This is a genomic window from Glaciihabitans tibetensis (assembly GCF_003003265.1).
Classification (GTDB): Bacteria; Actinomycetota; Actinomycetes; order Actinomycetales; family Microbacteriaceae; genus Glaciihabitans; species Glaciihabitans tibetensis.
Genome location: NZ_PVTL01000010.1, coordinates 1 through 14,821 on the forward strand (window position 1 = coordinate 1; position 14,821 = coordinate 14,821).

12 protein-coding genes and 1 tRNA gene are annotated in these 14,821 nt (G+C 66.3%); 2 read left to right on the plus strand and 11 right to left on the minus strand.

Features of this window, described 5'->3' with window-relative positions; translation table 11 throughout:
- Nucleotides 1-184 precede the first annotated feature (184 nt).
- The 4 genes from B0I08_RS15735 to B0I08_RS15750 form a co-directional block, all read right to left on the minus strand.
- Nucleotides 185-1,180 (minus strand): phosphatase PAP2 family protein, encoded by a 996-nt coding sequence (locus B0I08_RS15735; protein ID WP_146134449.1) that lies wholly within the window; start codon nt 1,178-1,180, stop codon nt 185-187.
- A 218-nt stretch (nt 1,181-1,398) separates the two neighbouring features.
- Nucleotides 1,399-1,472: transfer RNA gene (locus B0I08_RS15740), tRNA-Pro, on the minus strand.
- 49 nt (nt 1,473-1,521) lie between these two features.
- Entirely contained in the window at nt 1,522-2,487 is a 966-nt protein-coding gene (locus B0I08_RS15745; protein WP_106214744.1) for a metallophosphoesterase, read from the minus strand.
- Nucleotides 2,487-5,039 (minus strand): transglycosylase domain-containing protein, encoded by a 2,553-nt coding sequence (locus tag B0I08_RS15750; protein WP_106214580.1) that lies wholly within the window; start codon nt 5,037-5,039, stop codon nt 2,487-2,489. Before B0I08_RS15750 ends, B0I08_RS15745 begins: the two co-directional genes overlap by 1 nt.
- A 52-nt stretch (nt 5,040-5,091) precedes the next feature.
- Here B0I08_RS15750 and sp36 point away from each other — a divergent pair, with 52 nt between their 5' ends.
- Both sp36 and B0I08_RS15755 read left to right on the plus strand, forming a co-directional pair.
- Nucleotides 5,092-5,253: a Sp36 family protein gene (gene sp36 / locus B0I08_RS17650; RefSeq protein WP_146134450.1), complete on the plus strand. Its 162-nt coding sequence runs from the start codon at nt 5,092-5,094 to the stop codon at nt 5,251-5,253.
- On the plus strand, nt 5,254-5,724 hold the full coding sequence (locus tag B0I08_RS15755; RefSeq protein ID WP_106214582.1) for a RidA family protein: 471 nt from the start codon (nt 5,254-5,256) through the stop codon (nt 5,722-5,724).
- 232 nt (nt 5,725-5,956) lie between these two features.
- Here the strand turns inward: B0I08_RS15755 and B0I08_RS15760 are convergent, their stop codons facing one another.
- From B0I08_RS15760 to acs, 7 genes are all read right to left on the minus strand, one after another.
- On the minus strand, nt 5,957-6,172 hold the full coding sequence (locus tag B0I08_RS15760; RefSeq protein WP_106214584.1) for a hypothetical protein: 216 nt from the start codon (nt 6,170-6,172) through the stop codon (nt 5,957-5,959).
- A gap of 604 nt (nt 6,173-6,776) precedes the next feature.
- On the minus strand, nt 6,777-9,539 hold the full coding sequence (locus B0I08_RS15765) for an excinuclease ABC subunit UvrA (RefSeq protein ID WP_106214585.1): 2,763 nt from the start codon (nt 9,537-9,539) through the stop codon (nt 6,777-6,779).
- A gap of 45 nt (nt 9,540-9,584) precedes the next feature.
- Nucleotides 9,585-10,079, minus strand: a complete 495-nt coding sequence (locus B0I08_RS15770) for a ribosomal maturation YjgA family protein (protein ID WP_106214587.1) — start codon at nt 10,077-10,079, stop codon at nt 9,585-9,587.
- Between the two features lie 124 nt (nt 10,080-10,203).
- On the minus strand, nt 10,204-11,022 hold the full coding sequence (locus tag B0I08_RS15775) for an amino acid ABC transporter ATP-binding protein (protein WP_106214589.1): 819 nt from the start codon (nt 11,020-11,022) through the stop codon (nt 10,204-10,206).
- Entirely contained in the window at nt 11,009-11,677 is a 669-nt protein-coding gene (locus B0I08_RS15780; protein ID WP_106214591.1) for an amino acid ABC transporter permease, read from the minus strand. Before B0I08_RS15780 ends, B0I08_RS15775 begins: the two co-directional genes overlap by 14 nt.
- A 30-nt stretch (nt 11,678-11,707) precedes the next feature.
- Complete coding sequence (locus B0I08_RS15785; RefSeq protein WP_106214593.1) at nt 11,708-12,595, minus strand: amino acid ABC transporter substrate-binding protein; 888 nt, start codon at nt 12,593-12,595, stop codon at nt 11,708-11,710.
- 98 nt (nt 12,596-12,693) lie between these two features.
- Nucleotides 12,694-14,697, minus strand: a complete 2,004-nt coding sequence (acs, locus tag B0I08_RS15790) for an acetate--CoA ligase (RefSeq protein ID WP_106214746.1) — start codon at nt 14,695-14,697, stop codon at nt 12,694-12,696.
- Nucleotides 14,698-14,821 lie beyond the last annotated feature (124 nt).

Here is a 14,821-nt window from a genome sequence, read left to right on the forward strand (position 1 = left end):
CGCCAAGGGTTTGTGCGTTCCAGCACGAGTGGAGTTGACCATAAGGACTTCCTGTCTGCCACCAGAAATCCCTCACAACAGGCTGACACAGAGGGATATTAGCGACGAATGTTGGCACTTCGCGGACAGCCATTGTGAAGTGTCACGTTCTGTCGGCTCCCGGCCAGCAGACGAAACCGACCGGTCAGGCGAGCCGCGTGCGCTGCAGCGCGAGGGTGGTCAGTACCGCACTCGTCGTGGCGGCAACACAGATGATTTGGGTGGCCAGCAGCAGGTTGTGCGTCGACGCGAGGTCCTGGTTGACCGCGAGCAGCGCAGCGAAACCCGCGCCGCCGACGATGGTGAGGGCGGCGACTCCGAGCAGGCCCCAGACAAGCGCCCGGTTGAAAGCGTTCGGGCGGTAGGTGGCGCGACCCTCGCGTCCGCTGCTTCCGTGCGCCGCGCTCCCGTGAGCGGTGCTCCCGTGCGTCGTGCTCCCCAGCGCGGTGCTCCCGTGAGCGGCGCCGGCGCGGCCCATGCGTTCGGCGATCCGCGCCGTGCTGCCCGCGCCGAACCCGCGCCGAACCAGGATGCCGCCGGGACGCCGGTCGGGCAGCAGCAGGTGCGCGAGGGCGACCATCGCGACGACAAGCAGCACTCCGCCGACAACGTCGCTGGCGCGGTGCCATCCAAACTCGAGCAGCTGGAACGCCACCGTTCCGAGTACTGCGGCCACCAGAATCCCCGTGAACGGACGCACGGCCGCGGGCAGCACCATCAGCAGCCCGAGCAAGACCGAGGCGAACACCACCGTGTGGCCGCTCGGGAAGGTATTGTCCGACGCGGCCTCGACGAAGTCCGGACGCGACAGCACCGCGTACTTCAGCAATTGCGTGAGCACGTTCGCCGCCACGATCATGGCGAGCACCCGGAGGCCGCTGCGGACGCCGCGGAACGCCGCTCCCAGCACGGCGAGCACGATGGTCGCCAGCAGCAGGTTGGGAATGGTGACGAGGTTCAGGAGCGCCCGCTGCTGATTCGCGTAGCTCGACGCGTCAAGCGCCGAGTTCTCGACAAACTGGCCCTCCTGGGTCAGCACGGCGGAGATATACACGGCGAAGAAGCCGACGGTGCTCAGCGCCCACATCGCCGCCGGAAGTTTCCATGCGCGACGCAGCGGATAATCGGTCGGCGCATTCACCCCACAACGGTACAAGCCAAATCCTGTGGAGGCTGGGAGCACACCGCTCGTGCCAACGAGAATAATTCGGAAACAGATGGTGGATGCCGCGGGCGAGACCGCCGCAACGACAACAAGACCCCCGCAACGACAACAAGACCCGCAACGACAAAGGGAGCCCCGCCGAAGCGAAACTCCCTAGCCGTGCTGCATTTCTGTCTTGCTGGTACTGCACTCGGTCGGGGTGGCGGGATTCGAACCCACGACCTCCTCGTCCCGAACGAGGCGCGCTACCAAGCTGCGCCACACCCCGAGTGCTTCACGCGTGACGAGCGAACGAACGCCGCCTCACATGAACCTCGTCAAGAATAGCTGAAATCTCGAGCGGTTAACGTCACTACGACCGCTTCCGGTGGGCAAGCGAGCCGAATGGGGGCGTAGATCGACGTTCCGAGGCCCGCGGACACGTTCAAATAGGCGCTCTTCTGGGCATGTTCCCAGATGCTCAGGCCGGAAACCTGGTCGCGGGGAATGTCGCAATTGGTCACCGGTGCGGGCAGTCCCGGCAGCCTAACCTGTCCGCCGTGGGTGTGACCGCCGAAAATGACGTCCGCTCCGTGGGTGACGAAGGCGTCGAGCACGCGCTGGTACGGGGCGTGAGTCACGGCAACCGACACGACCTCGGGGCCGGGATCGTCAGCCCAGGCGACATTCTCGCGCTCCTCGTCGATGGCTCCGGGGAGCTGGTCGAGGCGGTCCCAGCCGCGGTGTGCGTCGTTGACGCCAAAGAACTCGATGCGCGAGCCTCGGATGGACATGGCTCGGGCACGGTTGTTCAGGTTCAGCCACCCGAGGGTGTCCTCGAAGTAGGACTCCATCGCCGCGACATCCAGCACAGAATTCTTGACCTTGTGCTTGCTCGGGCCCAGGAAGTACCGCAGCGGATTCGAGAACGACGGCCCCGAATAGTCATTCGAGCCGTGCACAAACACTCCGGGTGTCCCGGCGAAGGGCTCGAGGGTGTATTCGAGTGCGGCCAGGGCGAGTTCGTGCCCCATGTTGTCGCCCGTGTTGACGATCAGGTCGGGCTCGAAGATCTTGAGCGAGCGGATCCAGTCCTGTTTGTCGTGCTGCCAGGGTGCGAGGTGGATGTCGGCGAGGTGCAGGATCGTGATCGGACGAGCACCCGGCTCCAGAATCGACAGGGTCTCCTGGCGCACGGTGTAGCGGGTGCGTTCCACCAGCGCGCCGTACGCGAAGGTAGCGACGCCGGCCGCGGCAGCGATTCCGAGGGATGCGGCCGCGGTTTTGCCGGCGGACGGACTCATCAGCACTGCTCCTTGTTGACGGTCAGCGTGACCGTGTCGGTCTTCGCGATCTCGGTTCCAACACCGGGATTGACGGCGGACACCGTGTCTCGGAGGGCAGTCTTTTCTTCGGGAGTGAGGGCGGCGTCGATGACCGAACACTGGTCGGTGCCGATGCTGGTGAACCCGGCGTCGGTGAGAGCGGTGCGGGCCGAGGCGGCCGCGGTACCCAGCACGCTCGGCACTGAGCCGAGGCTGCCGTCACTCGAGAAGAGGGTGACTTCGCCGCCCTTTGACACGAGGGAGCCGGTGGGTGGGCTGGTGCGCACCGCGCGTCCGGCGGGGATCGATGAAGCCTCCGCTCCGCCGTTTGTCACGGTGAAGCCGTTGCCCTCGAGTACCGACGTTGCCGCCTCAACGGTCTGGCCCGAAATCTCGGGGATGGTGATGCCGGTTCCGGTCAGGAGCGCCTTCGACGCCTCGGGGAACTCGTCGGCTCCACGCAGCGCCGGGTTCTTGTCTGCGGCCGTCGCGACCGCCCTGAAGACGTCGTGACGGAGCACGCTGCCCTGCACCCGGGCAGGCGTGTAGTACTTGCGCATCGCGTAGGTGCCGGAGATGTTACCCACCCAGACGGCGGTGGCGACCTTGGTGCTGGCGCCGACGACCCAGGTCTGGTTTGAGCTGTCGGTGGTACCGGTCTTGCCGATGTACTCCACCCCGTTGTCCGGGTTGGCGCGCGTAGCCGTACCGCCGCCGATCATCACCTTGGACATTGCGAAGGCCGCGGTGTTCGCGACATCCGACTCGAGGGCCTTGGCGCAGTCCGCGGACTGTCCCGGAAGCTCCGCACCGTCAGCCGCGACGATCCGGTCGATGGCGACGGACTTGCAGTAGGTACCGCCGGAGGCGATGGACGCGTACGCGGTCGCCATCGTCAGCGGGGAGATGGTGTTTGTTCCCAGCACCGACGAGGGGTTCGCCTCGAGCTCGGCTCCGTCAGCCCGGTGGACGCCGATGGATGCCGCGGTGTCGCGAATCTCGCAGAGGTCAAGTTCGAGCGCCATCGAGATGAACGCGCCGTTGACCGACTTCTGCGTGGCGGTCGCGACGGTCATGTTGCCGCCACTGCCGTCGTCGTTCTTGAACTGATACGGGCCGGAGTACGGACCGTCACAGGTGGTGAACGCGCTCTGCGCCACGGTTCTTGCCGAACCGTTGACGCGCTCGTTCAGTCCGTGACCGTTCTGCAGCCAGTTCAGCAGGGTGAACACCTTGTAGGTCGAGCCGGGCTGGAACCCGCTCGAGCCGCCGTAGGCACGGTCGGTGCTGAAGTTGACGGCTGTGGCGGTGATTCCTCCGCCGGCCTGGGTGTTGTTGTAGACCTTGTTCTGCGCCATCGTCAGAATTCGCCCGGTGCCCACCTCAACCGACACGGTTGCGGAACCGAGGTTCAGCGTGGTCGCGTCAGACGGCACAAGTTTCCACTCAGCCTCCTGCGCCACGTTCTGCAGGTCCAGATCGAGGGTGGTGTAGATGTCGTAACCGCCGTGCTTGAAGTTCGCTGCGCGCTCCGTCGGGTCTGCGCCGAGGGCGGGGAGGTCCTTGACCAGGTTCGAGATGTAGTCACAGAAGTACCTGGCGTGGTCGTTGGCGGCCATACATCCGTTGGATGGTTCGGTGATGACCACCGTGGTCGCGTCGATCGGCGTCGCGATGGCCTCGTCACGCTGAGCCTGCGTGATGTTGCCTTCCGCGAGCATGGCCTCGATGATCACGTCGCGGCGTTCGAGGTTTCCTGGCCAGTTCTCCTCGTGGTCGAGGCGGAGAACACCGGGGGACTGCACGGTCGCGATCAGGCTGGCGGCCTGCGCGACGGTGAGGTTGAGCGCGGTGGTGTTGTAGTAGCGCTCCGCTGCGGCCTCGATGCCGTAGGTATTGCCACCGAAGTTGGCGATGTTGAGGTACGCGAGCAGGATCTCCTGCTTGGTGTACTCCTTCTCGAGAGAGATCGCGAGCTTCATTTCTTTCAGCTTGCGGTCGAAGGTGTCGTCGATCGCTGCCTCGTACGCGGCATCCTGCTCCTCCTCGGTGGGGAGTTCGAGAGCCTGCTGGATGAAGGTGTTCTTCACGTACTGCTGCGTGATGGTCGACGCACCCTCAGAAATGCCGCCGCCCGCGACGTTCGTGATCGCAGCACGAACGACACCGGGAATGTCTACCCCGCCGTGCTCGTAGAAGCGGCGGTCCTCGCCACTGACGGCGGCGTTTTTGGCGAAGTCCGAGACCTCTTCCCAGGTGACCTCTTCGCGGTTCTGGTCGAAAATCGTGGCGATCTGCACCGGCGCACCGGCCTGCGTTGCATAAATTCGGTTCTGCTGTGCCTGCTGGTCGATCTCGATGTACTCGGGCAGGCTGTCGAAGATGCCGATGGTGTTGTTGACGGTGGCACCGGCAACGGCGATCGCGGGGGTGACCATAACGGCGACCAAAACGCCGGCGAGGGCACTGAAGCCGAGCGTGCCGAGGAGTGCTGCGAGCACACTTCCGGGCCGAGGTTTAAGGGCAGACATACAATCAGGGTACGTGATCTACGCAAAATCGAAGCTGAACGGAAGCCGATAAATGCCCACATGGGAGTACCTCACCACCCCGTTGATGATTCACAACACCGCGGCCATACTCAATAACTGGGGTTCGGAGGGGTGGGAACTCGTTCAAATCGTTACCGGACCCGAAGGTGGGCTCGTCGCTTATATGAAGCGCCCCAAGAAAGAAGACTCTTAAATGCCCATCTCGTCAGCGCTGGATGCCCGGCTCGAAGAGCTCGGAATCGAGATCCCCTCGGTCGCGAAGCCTGTCGCTTCGTACGTGCCCGCCGTGATCAGCGGCAACCTCGTTTTCACCTCGGGACAGCTACCGTTTGTCGAGGGCGTCCTGCCCGAGACCGGCAAGGTTGGTGGCGGAGTTTCTGCCGCGTCGGCCAACGATCTCGCCCGCACCTGCGTGCTCAACGGACTCGCCGCCGCAAAAAGCGTCATCGGTTCGCTTGACCGCATCACCCGCGTGGTGAAGGTCGTCGGTTTCGTGGCATCCGACCCCTCCTTCACCGGCCAGCCCGCCGTGATCAACGGTGCCTCTGACCTGCTCGGCGAGATTTTCGGCGAGGCCGGGGTTCACGCGCGCAGCGCCGTGGGTATCGCGGTTCTCCCGCTGGACTCGCCCGTCGAGATCGAGTTCGTCTTCGAATTCGCCTGATCCAGTGAGCTCGGCAGTTCTCGGGGTTGCGTGCTTGTTGAGCTCGCCCGACATCCGGGATCTCGCCTGAACACACCAAAAAGCGCTGGGCCCGGAAGTTCGGGCCCAGCGCTTTTCGTTGGCGTGGTAGTCGCGCGAGAAGTGTTGCGCGGCGGGTGTCGCGCAGGGGGGCTCGCGCGGCGGGTGTCGCGCAGGGGGTCTCGCGCGGCGGGTGTCGCGCGGCGGTGCGGACCTAGTCGCGCAGCTTCTCTTTGTACTCGTTCTTGGTCTCCGTCGCGTCGCGCTCAGCCTCGGCCCGGCGCACGTCTGACTCGGCCTTCTTGACTTCGGCGTCGGCCTTTACCTCGTCGCTCTTGTCCGAGATCCGGTCCTTCGCGTCGTCGACGGCCCGCCCGATCTTCTGGCCGGTGGCTGCCGCGGCATCCTTTGCATCGTCGAGGATTCCCATAACACGCTCCTGTTCGCTCACGTCTCTGTATTACGTGATTTAAGCGTAGGTTTCCGGGCGTCGCGGGCGGGCTGTTCTCACCTAACGCTCAGCCAACTTCCGGCAGATGTGGATGGAGCGTGGTGACGTGGATGGAGCGTGGTGACGTGGATGGAGTGTGGTGACGTGGACGGGGCGTGGTCCAGATCGTGGTTATACGCGGCACGACATCGTTCCGGGCCGCTCTCGGGCCCTTGGGTTCGATTGGGTTCGCTTGAGTTCGCTTCGGTTCGCTTGAGTTCAGGATGAGCGACACAACCTGACACTTCGCTGCCCGCGGGATCGAGGAGACTCAGCTGGTCGCTTCTTCGTGCGGCGGAGCGACCAATCGGGACCCCTCACGGACGGCATCCGACCAATCGTGACACTTCAGCTTTCGGGACTCGACGTAACGTGACACTTCAGCTTTCGGCATCCGACCAATCGTGACACTTCAGCTTTCGGGACTCGACGTAACGTGACACTTCAGCTTTCGGCGTCCGACCAATCGCGACACTTCAGATTTCGGGACTCGACATAACGCGACACTTGGGGGCGGGCGTCCGGGCGTCCGGGGGTGCGGGCGTCAGGCGGGGGTGAGCCTGCGGGCGAGGTAGGGTGCCGTCTTGCTTGTGGCGTGCGTGGCTACCTGGTGTGGGGTGCCGGCGGCCACAATCATCCCACCCTCATCTCCGCCTGAAGGGCCCAGGTCGATGACCCAGTCGGCGGCGGCGACCACGTCCATGTTGTGTTCGACGACGACAACGGTGTTGCCGGCGTCGACCAGTCGGTTGAGCTGGGTGAGGAGCAGGCGGACGTCCGCGGGGTGCAGGCCGGTCGTCGGCTCGTCGAGCAGGTAGAGGGTGTGGCCGCGGCGGGCACGCTGGAGTTCGGTGGCGAGCTTGATGCGCTGCGCCTCGCCGCCGGAGAGCTCGGTGGCGGGCTGTCCGAGCCGGAGGTAGCCGAGGCCGACCTCGCGGAGGGTTTCGAGGCTGCGGGCGGCGGCGGGAACATCCGCGAGGAAGGTGGCCGCGGCTTCAACGGTGAGTCCGAGTACGTCCGCGACCGACTTGCCCCGGTAGGTGACCTCGAGGGTGTCGGCGTTGTAGCGCGAGCCGTGGCAGGTCGGGCACGGGCCGTAGGTTCCGGGCAGGAACACCATTTCGACCGCGATGAACCCCTCGCCCTGGCAGGTCTCGCAGCGTCCGCCGGCCACGTTGAAGGAGAACCGTCCCGCGCCGAAGCCCCGGCTGCGGGCCTCGTCGGTCGCCGCGAAGACCTTGCGCACGGCGTCGAACAGGCCCGTGTAGGTGGCCAGGTTGGACCGCGGCGTTCGCCCGATCGGTTTCTGGTCGACCCGCACCAGGCGGTCGACCGTGTCGATGCCGGTGACCGAGCGCACGGTGACACGCTCGTCCGTGGGGTCGAGGGCGGGGGCGAGGGCCGGGTCGAGGTCGAGGGCGAGGTCGTCGTCGCCGGCCGTGGTGGTGGCGGTGGTGGTGGAAGTGGCGGTGGTGTCGGCCTCGCCGCTGGCCTCGCTCGCGGGCGTGTGCACGTGGCGGCCGACCACATCCGCGAGCACCTGGCTGACCAGCGTCGACTTGCCCGAGCCCGACACCCCGGTGACCGCCGTGAGGATACCCAGGGGCACCCCGGCGTCGAGGTCACGCAGATTGTGATGGCGGATGCCGCTGAGCCGCAGCCAGTGCTCAGGCGACCGCAGCGCGCGGGACGAGTCGCCTGCGGCCGCGCGGACACCCGCGGTAGGTGGGGCGGCAGCGGTCGCCGCGGTAGCGGCGGCGGCGGTCGCCGAGGTAGCTACGCCACCGGCGCCACCGGCCGCCCCGGTCGCCGTCTCGTCGAACAGGAACGGGCGGGTTATGGAGTCCGCGACGTCGGCCAGGCCCGCGACGGGTCCACTGTAGAGGATGTGCCCGCCACCCTCGCCGGCTCGCGGCCCGACATCCACCAGCCAATCCGCACGCCGAACGATGTCCATGTTGTGCTCGACCACGTAGACCGAGTTGCCGCTGGCTTTGAGCTGCTCGAGCACCGCCAGGAGCGGCTCTGCGTCGGCGGGGTGGAGACCGGCGGACGGTTCATCCAACACATAAATCACACCGAAGAGCCCGGAGCGCAATTGCGTGGCGATGCGGAGGCGCTGCATCTCGCCGGGAGAGAGGGTGACGGTGGCGCGGTTGAGGCTGAGGTAGCCGAGGCCGAGCTCGAGCAAAACTTCGACGCGCTGGAGGAGGTCGCGGGAGATGGTTGCGGCGATTTCGGCGTTGTTGTCGGATGGCGCTTCGGTGCCCGCAGACGAGTGGTCGCGGGGGGTCGGGCGAGTGCCGGTCGTCGCGTGGGCGACCGGGCGCAGCGTGGCGGCCAGCTCGGTGAGGGGCAGCGCGTTGAGGTCCGCGATGCTGAGGCCGGCAACGGTGATGGCGAGGGCCTCGGGCCGCAGTCCGCTGCCGTCGCAGGAGGGGCACGGGCCGGACGTCATGTAGGCGAGGGCGCGGTCGCGCATGGGCTGGCTCTTGGAATCCGCCAGGGTGTGCATGACGTAGCTTTTGGCGCTCCAGAAACGTCCGCTGTAGGGCTTCGCGACGCGGTCACGCTGCGGGGTGACCTGCACGGTCGGCTGCTCCTCGGTGAAGAGGAGCCAGTCGCGGGCCTTTTGCGGCAGGTCGCGCCACGGGGAGTCGATGTCGTACCCGAGCTCGACGGTGATGTCGCGGAGGTTCTTGCCCTGCCACGCCCCGGGCCAGGCGGCGATGGCGCCGTCGCGGATGCTCAGGCTGGTGTCCGGAACCAGCGTCTGCTCGCTCACGGTGTGCGCAACTCCCAGCCCGTGACAGACCGGGCAGGCGCCCGTGGCGGTATTCGGCGAGAAGGCCTCCGCGGCGAGGTGCGCGGCCCCGGCGGGGTAGGTGCCCGCACGCGAGTACATCATGCGCACCGAGTTGGACAGCGTGGTGAGCGTGCCCACGGAGGAGCGGGAGCTGGGCGTTCCCCGACGCTGCTGGAGCGCGACGGCGGGTGGCAGGCCGCTGATCTCCTCGACCTTCGGGGTGTGTCCCTGCTGGATGAGTCGGCGCGCGTAGGGAGCGACCGACTCGAAGAACCGGCGCTGCGCCTCAGCGAAGATCGTGCCGAAAGCAAGGGACGACTTGCCCGAGCCCGAGACCCCGGTGAAGGCCACGATCGCGTCGCGCGGGATGGCGACGTCGACGTTCTGCAGGTTGTTCTCGCGGGCGCCGCGGACGCGTACAAACGGGTCGATTTGAGTGGGGTTAGCCGAGGCCGAGGCGGATGCCGTGGCGGTGGCAGTTGAATCCAGATCCGTGCGCATCCGGTCGAGTGTACGGGCCGGTTCCGACCCGTAGCTGACAATGCGTCAGGGGTGCGCGGTGCGCCCCAGGTGGCGGGCGGCGGTGTCGAGGCACGCGATGAGCGCGACGCCGATTGCGTAGGCGACGATGTCCCTGGTCACAAACGTGGTGCCGAGCACGAGGCTGGCTGGAGTGAAGGCATCCGCCCATATAAGAGGGATGCCGGTGAGCTGAAACAATTCGAGTCCGAGACAGAATCCGAAGGACACCGCTCCGAGCAGCAGTGCGGGCGCGCGTGGCGCGATGACGCCGACGAGGAAATAGATGAGGACCGCGTAGAGGGCGTCGGCGGCGAAGTCCCCGGCGGATCCGGGCAGCGCCCAGTGCACGCCGAGGCCGAGCGCGATCGTTCCGCACGCGAGGATCAGCAAGACGAGGCGCCGCGCGGGCAGGCCATGACGCGAGGGGTGCCCGTCCGGCGTGGGGATGCCGCCGGAGGTGGGGACCCCGTCCGGCGAGGGGAGTCCACCGGGTGTGACGGGTCCGGTGTGCGATGTCATCTTGGCACCGTACCTTCATCCAAGGTTTCGCCGCATCGGCTTGCGGGATGACACGGCGCCACCGCTCGGTTGAGACGCGAGCGGTCGAGCGCCGAGCTGCCGAGCAACCGACCGGTCCAGCAACCTAGCGGTCGAGCAGGCGGTGCAGGAACTGCTTGGTGCGATCGTTCTTCGGGTTGACCAGCACCTCGCTGGGCGGGCCGGACTCGACGACCACGCCGCCATCCATGAACACCACGTTGTCGGCCACGTGACTGGCGAACTGCAGCTCGTGGGTGACGAGCACCATGGTCCAGCCCTCGCTGGCCAGCTCGCGGATCACCTCGAGCACGTCGCCGACCAGCTCGGGGTCGAGCGAGGAGGTCGGTTCGTCGAAGAGCAGCAGTTCCGGCTTCAGTGCGAGAGCGCGCACGATGCCGACGCGCTGTTGCTGCCCGCCGGACAGCTCGAACGGGTACGCGTGGCGTTTGTCGGCGAGTCCCACCCGCTCGAGCAGGGCGAGAGCGTCGGCGGTCGCCTCGGCAACGGGACGCTTCTGCACCTGCACCGGACCCTCGATCACGTTCTGCAGGACCGTGCGATGCGGGAACAGGTTGAACTGCTGGAACACCATCGCCGAGTGGTCGCGCAGCCCGAGCAACTCACGGCGGCTCGGGCTGGAGGCGAAATCGATGGCGTCGGAACCGGCGAAGTGCACGATGCCGGCCTCCGGTACCTCGAGCCCGTTGAGGCTCCGCAGCACCGTTGTCTTGCCCGAGCCGGACGGCCCGATGAGCGCGACGACCTGGCCGCGGCGCACGGTGAGGTCGATCGACCGCAGCACCTGCGTGGGTCCGAATGACTTCTGCAGTGCGCGCACCTCGAGCACCGTGGCATCCCCCGGCTCGGTAATTGCCCTGCCCGCCGGGGTCGGTGGCTGCAGCGGATCGTCAGTGCGCGACATAGCGGTCCAATTTCTTCTCGAGCACGGACTGGCCGGCGGAAAGCACGAGGCAGATCAACCAGTAGATGAGCGCCGCCTCGATGTAGACGACCATGAACTTTTGACTGAACGCGGCAATTTCCTCGGCCTGGCGGAACAATTCGCTCACCAGGATCAATGAGGCGAGAGAGGTGTCCTTCACGAGGCTGATGAAGGTGTTGGACAGCGGCGGCACCGAAACACGGGCGGCCTGGGGGAGGATGACGCGGCGCAGAGTCTGCAGGCGCGACATGCCAATCGTGTGGCCAGCCTCCCACTGACCCTTTGGTACAGACAGGATCGCGGCCCGGATGACCTCGGCGGCGTACCCGCCCACGTTGAGGGAGAACGCGATGATCGCGCTCGGCCACGGGTCGAGCAGCAGACCGATCGAGGGCAGACCGTAGAAAATGACAAAAAGCTGCACAAGCAGGGGGGTGCCGCGGATGATCGACACGTAGATCCGCGCGATGCCGGAGACGACCCGCACCTTCGACAGCCGCATGAGCGCGACGCCGAGGGCGATGACGATCCCGAGCGCGAAGGACGCCAGCGCGAGCGGGATGGTACCCCGAATAGCCCCCTCGACGAGGGGGAGAAACGACTGCAGCAGCAGGTCCCAGGTGTCCTGACTCACACCCGGGCCCCGCCGCGGCAGGTGGGGGCGTTACTCGGAGACATCGGCTCCGAAGTACTTGTCGCTGATCTCGGCCAGGGTGCCGTCGGCGCGCAGGGTGTCGAGCGCCTCGTTGACCGCGTCGACCAGCTCGGTGTTGCCCTTGGCGAACGCGAACGCGTTGCGCGCGGGGTCGTCGGTTTCTGCGGCGATCTTGAGGCCGGCGTCCGGGTTCTCGTTGAGGTAGTCGAGGTAGGTGAGGCTGTCGTTGACGGTCGCGTCGACGCGACCCTGCTCGAGCAGCGCAACCGCCTGTGCCCAGCCTTCGACAGCCTCGACGTTTGCACCGCTCTCGGTGGCCAGCTCGTACCAGTTGCTGGTCAGCGACTGCGCGGTGGTTTTGCCGGCCAGGTCGTCGAACGACGAAATGTCGGTGTTGTCCTCGGTTACCACGATCACGCCGGGGCTGACGGTGTAGGGGTCGGAGAAGTCATAGGTCTCCTCGCGCTCGTCGTTGATGGACACCTGGTTGGCGATGACCGAGAAGCGTCCCGCCTCGAGTCCTGCGAAGATGGCGTCCCACTGGGTCTCCTCGAAGACCGCTTCGACCCCGAGTTCGTCGGCGACGGCCGTGATGACCTCGACGTCGTAGCCGGTCAGCTCACCGCTGCCGTCTTCGTGGAACGTGAACGGGCGGTACGTTCCCTCGGTGCCGATGATCAACTCGCCCGCCTCCTGGATCTCCGCGAGCGAGGAAGGTGCGGCATCGCCGTCTGCTCCGGTGTCGGCTCCGCCGTTTGATGAGTCGGATGCCGCGGAGCAGCCGGTCAGGGCGAGCGCAGTGACGGCGGCCAGACCAACAAGACGGGCGGTCAGAGTCGTCGCGCGCGTCGAGCGAACCCGGCGGGAGGCGGTGGAGGCGGTGGTGGCGCTGTGCATGGAAGTTCCCTTTGCTGTGGAAGTACAAAGGTAACTGCCGTACGTGCGAATGTCCCGGATGTGTCGGGATGTGACTTTCGGTCACGCTCCCGCGCTGCTCAGCGGAGCTTGTCGCTGATGATCTGCATCACGGTGCTGTCGGCGAGGGTGGTGGTGTCTCCGATTTCTCGGCCCTCGGCGACATCCTGCAACAAACGCCTCATGATTTTGCCCGAGCGCGTCTTCGGCAGCTCCGCCACGATGAAGACGCGCTTGGGGCGGGCGATCGCGCCGATCTGGCCGACGACGTGATCGCGGAGTAGGGCGCTCGCCTCGTCCGCGGTCTGGGCGTGCTGCTGGTTCGACTTGATGATCACGAAGGCGACCACGGCCTGACCACTTGCCTCGTCCGCGGCGCCGACGACCGCCGCCTCCGCCACGATCGGGTGCGACACCAGTGCGGACTCGATCTCGGTCGTCGACAACCGGTGCCCGGACACGTTCATTACGTCGTCGACCCGGCCGAGCAGCCAGATGTCGCCGTCGGTGTCGACGTGCGCGCCGTCGCCCGCGAAGTAGCGGATCTGACCGGGAGCAGTGGCGGAGGCGCCGGAGGAGGAGGACTCAGGCAGGTCGGAGAACTTCGACCAATACGTCTCGCGGAACCGGTCGGGATCACCCCAGATTCCGCGCAACATGGAGGGCCAGGGTTCGCTCACGACGAGGAGCCCGCCACGTGGGGGATCGACCCGCGTGCCATCATCCCCCAGAATGTCGATTTTGATACCCGGGATGGGAACCTGCGCGCTTCCCGGCTTGAGGGTGGTGAGGCCGGGCAGCGCGGAGATCATGATGGCGCCGGTTTCGGTCTGCCACCAGGTGTCGACGATGGGGGTGTGGCCGCCGCCAATGACGTCGCGGTACCAGATCCAGGCCTCGGGATTGATCGGTTCACCCACCGATCCGAGCAGGCGCAGGCTGCTGAGGTCGAACTGGTTCGGCACCTGGCGTCCGATTTTCATAAACGAACGGATGGCGGTGGGCGCCGTGTAGAAGATGGTGACGCCGTACTTCTCGATGAGTTCCCACCAGCGGCCGGCGTGCGGGGTGTCGGGCGTGCCCTCGTAGATCACCTGCGTAGCGCCGTTGGCGAGCGGGCCGTAGACGACGTAGCTGTGGCCCGTCACCCACCCGACATCCGCCGTGCACCAAAAAATGTCTGTCTCGGGATGCAGGTCGAACACATTCTTGTGAGTGAAGGCGACCTGGGTGAGGTACCCGCCGCTCGTGTGCAGGATTCCCTTCGGCTTGCCCGTGGTGCCCGAGGTGTAGAGGATGAACAGCGGGTTCTCGGCCTCGAACGCGTGGGCGGTGTGCTCGGCGTCCATGGTGACGATCTCGTCGTGCCACCACAGGTCGCGGCCCTCGGTCCACTCGACGTCGTTGTTGCCCCGTTTGACCACGAGGACGTGTTCGATGGTGGATGTCCCGTTCGCCAGTGCCCCGTCGACCGCATCTTTCAGCGGAAACACTTTGCCCTTGCGCCACCCACCATCCGCGGTGATGACGAGCTTCGCCTGCGCGTCGTCAATGCGCGAGCGCAGACTCTCGGAGCTGAAGCCGCCGAACACGACCGAGTGCACCGCGCCGAGGCGGGCGACCGCGAGCATCGAGATGACTGCCTCGGGGATCATCGGCAGGTAGATCGCCACGCGGTCACCCTGGTGAATGCCGAGGGCGGCGAGCAGGTTCGCGGCCTTCTTGACCTCGGCGGTCAGCTCGGCGTAGGTGAGCGTGCGGGTGTCGCCGTTCTCGCCCTCCCAGTGGAAGGCGACGCGGTCGCCGTGGCCCGCGAGTACGTGCCGGTCGAGGCAGTTGTACGCGACGTTGAGGGTTCCGTCGGCGAACCATTTCGCGAACGGCGGGTTGGACCAGTCGAGGGTCTGCGTGAACGGGTCGTGCCAGTGCAGCAGCTCGCGGGCGGTATCTGCCCAGAATTGCACCCGATCCTGTGCGGCGCGCTCGTACAGGTCGGCGTCGGCGATCGCGTTGGCGGCGAACTCGGGCGGGGGAGCGAACCTTCTGGTTTCGAGTAGGAGGCTGTCGATCGAGTTGCGGGACATCATTATCCTTGTCGCGTTGACGGCTGCGAATGCGTTGGTTCGGCGTTGTGCGGCGTTCGGTCGGCGTCACGGCGCGTGCGGTCGGCGTTCTGCAGTGTTGGACGATTGTAGACCGCACCTGAGA

Bases quoted from the DNA above. Each gene is read 5' to 3' on its own strand.
- B0I08_RS15745 (WP_106214744.1), bottom strand. From the start codon at position 2,487: ATGAGTCCGTCCGCCGGCAAAACCGCGGCCGCATCCCTCGGAATCGCT.
- B0I08_RS15750 (WP_106214580.1), bottom strand. From the start codon at position 5,039: ATGTCTGCCCTTAAACCTCGGCCCGGAAGTGTGCTCGCAGCACTCCTC.
- sp36 (WP_146134450.1), top strand. From the start codon at position 5,092: ATGCCCACATGGGAGTACCTCACCACCCCGTTGATGATTCACAACACC.
- B0I08_RS15755 (WP_106214582.1), top strand. From the start codon at position 5,254: ATGCCCATCTCGTCAGCGCTGGATGCCCGGCTCGAAGAGCTCGGAATC.
- B0I08_RS15760 (WP_106214584.1), bottom strand. From the start codon at position 6,172: ATGGGAATCCTCGACGATGCAAAGGATGCCGCGGCAGCCACCGGCCAG.
- B0I08_RS15765 (WP_106214585.1), bottom strand. From the start codon at position 9,539: ATGCGCACGGATCTGGATTCAACTGCCACCGCCACGGCATCCGCCTCG.
- B0I08_RS15770 (WP_106214587.1), bottom strand. From the start codon at position 10,079: ATGACATCGCACACCGGACCCGTCACACCCGGTGGACTCCCCTCGCCG.
- B0I08_RS15775 (WP_106214589.1), bottom strand. From the start codon at position 11,022: ATGTCGCGCACTGACGATCCGCTGCAGCCACCGACCCCGGCGGGCAGG.
- B0I08_RS15785 (WP_106214593.1), bottom strand. From the start codon at position 12,595: ATGCACAGCGCCACCACCGCCTCCACCGCCTCCCGCCGGGTTCGCTCG.
- acs (WP_106214746.1), bottom strand. From the start codon at position 14,697: ATGTCCCGCAACTCGATCGACAGCCTCCTACTCGAAACCAGAAGGTTC.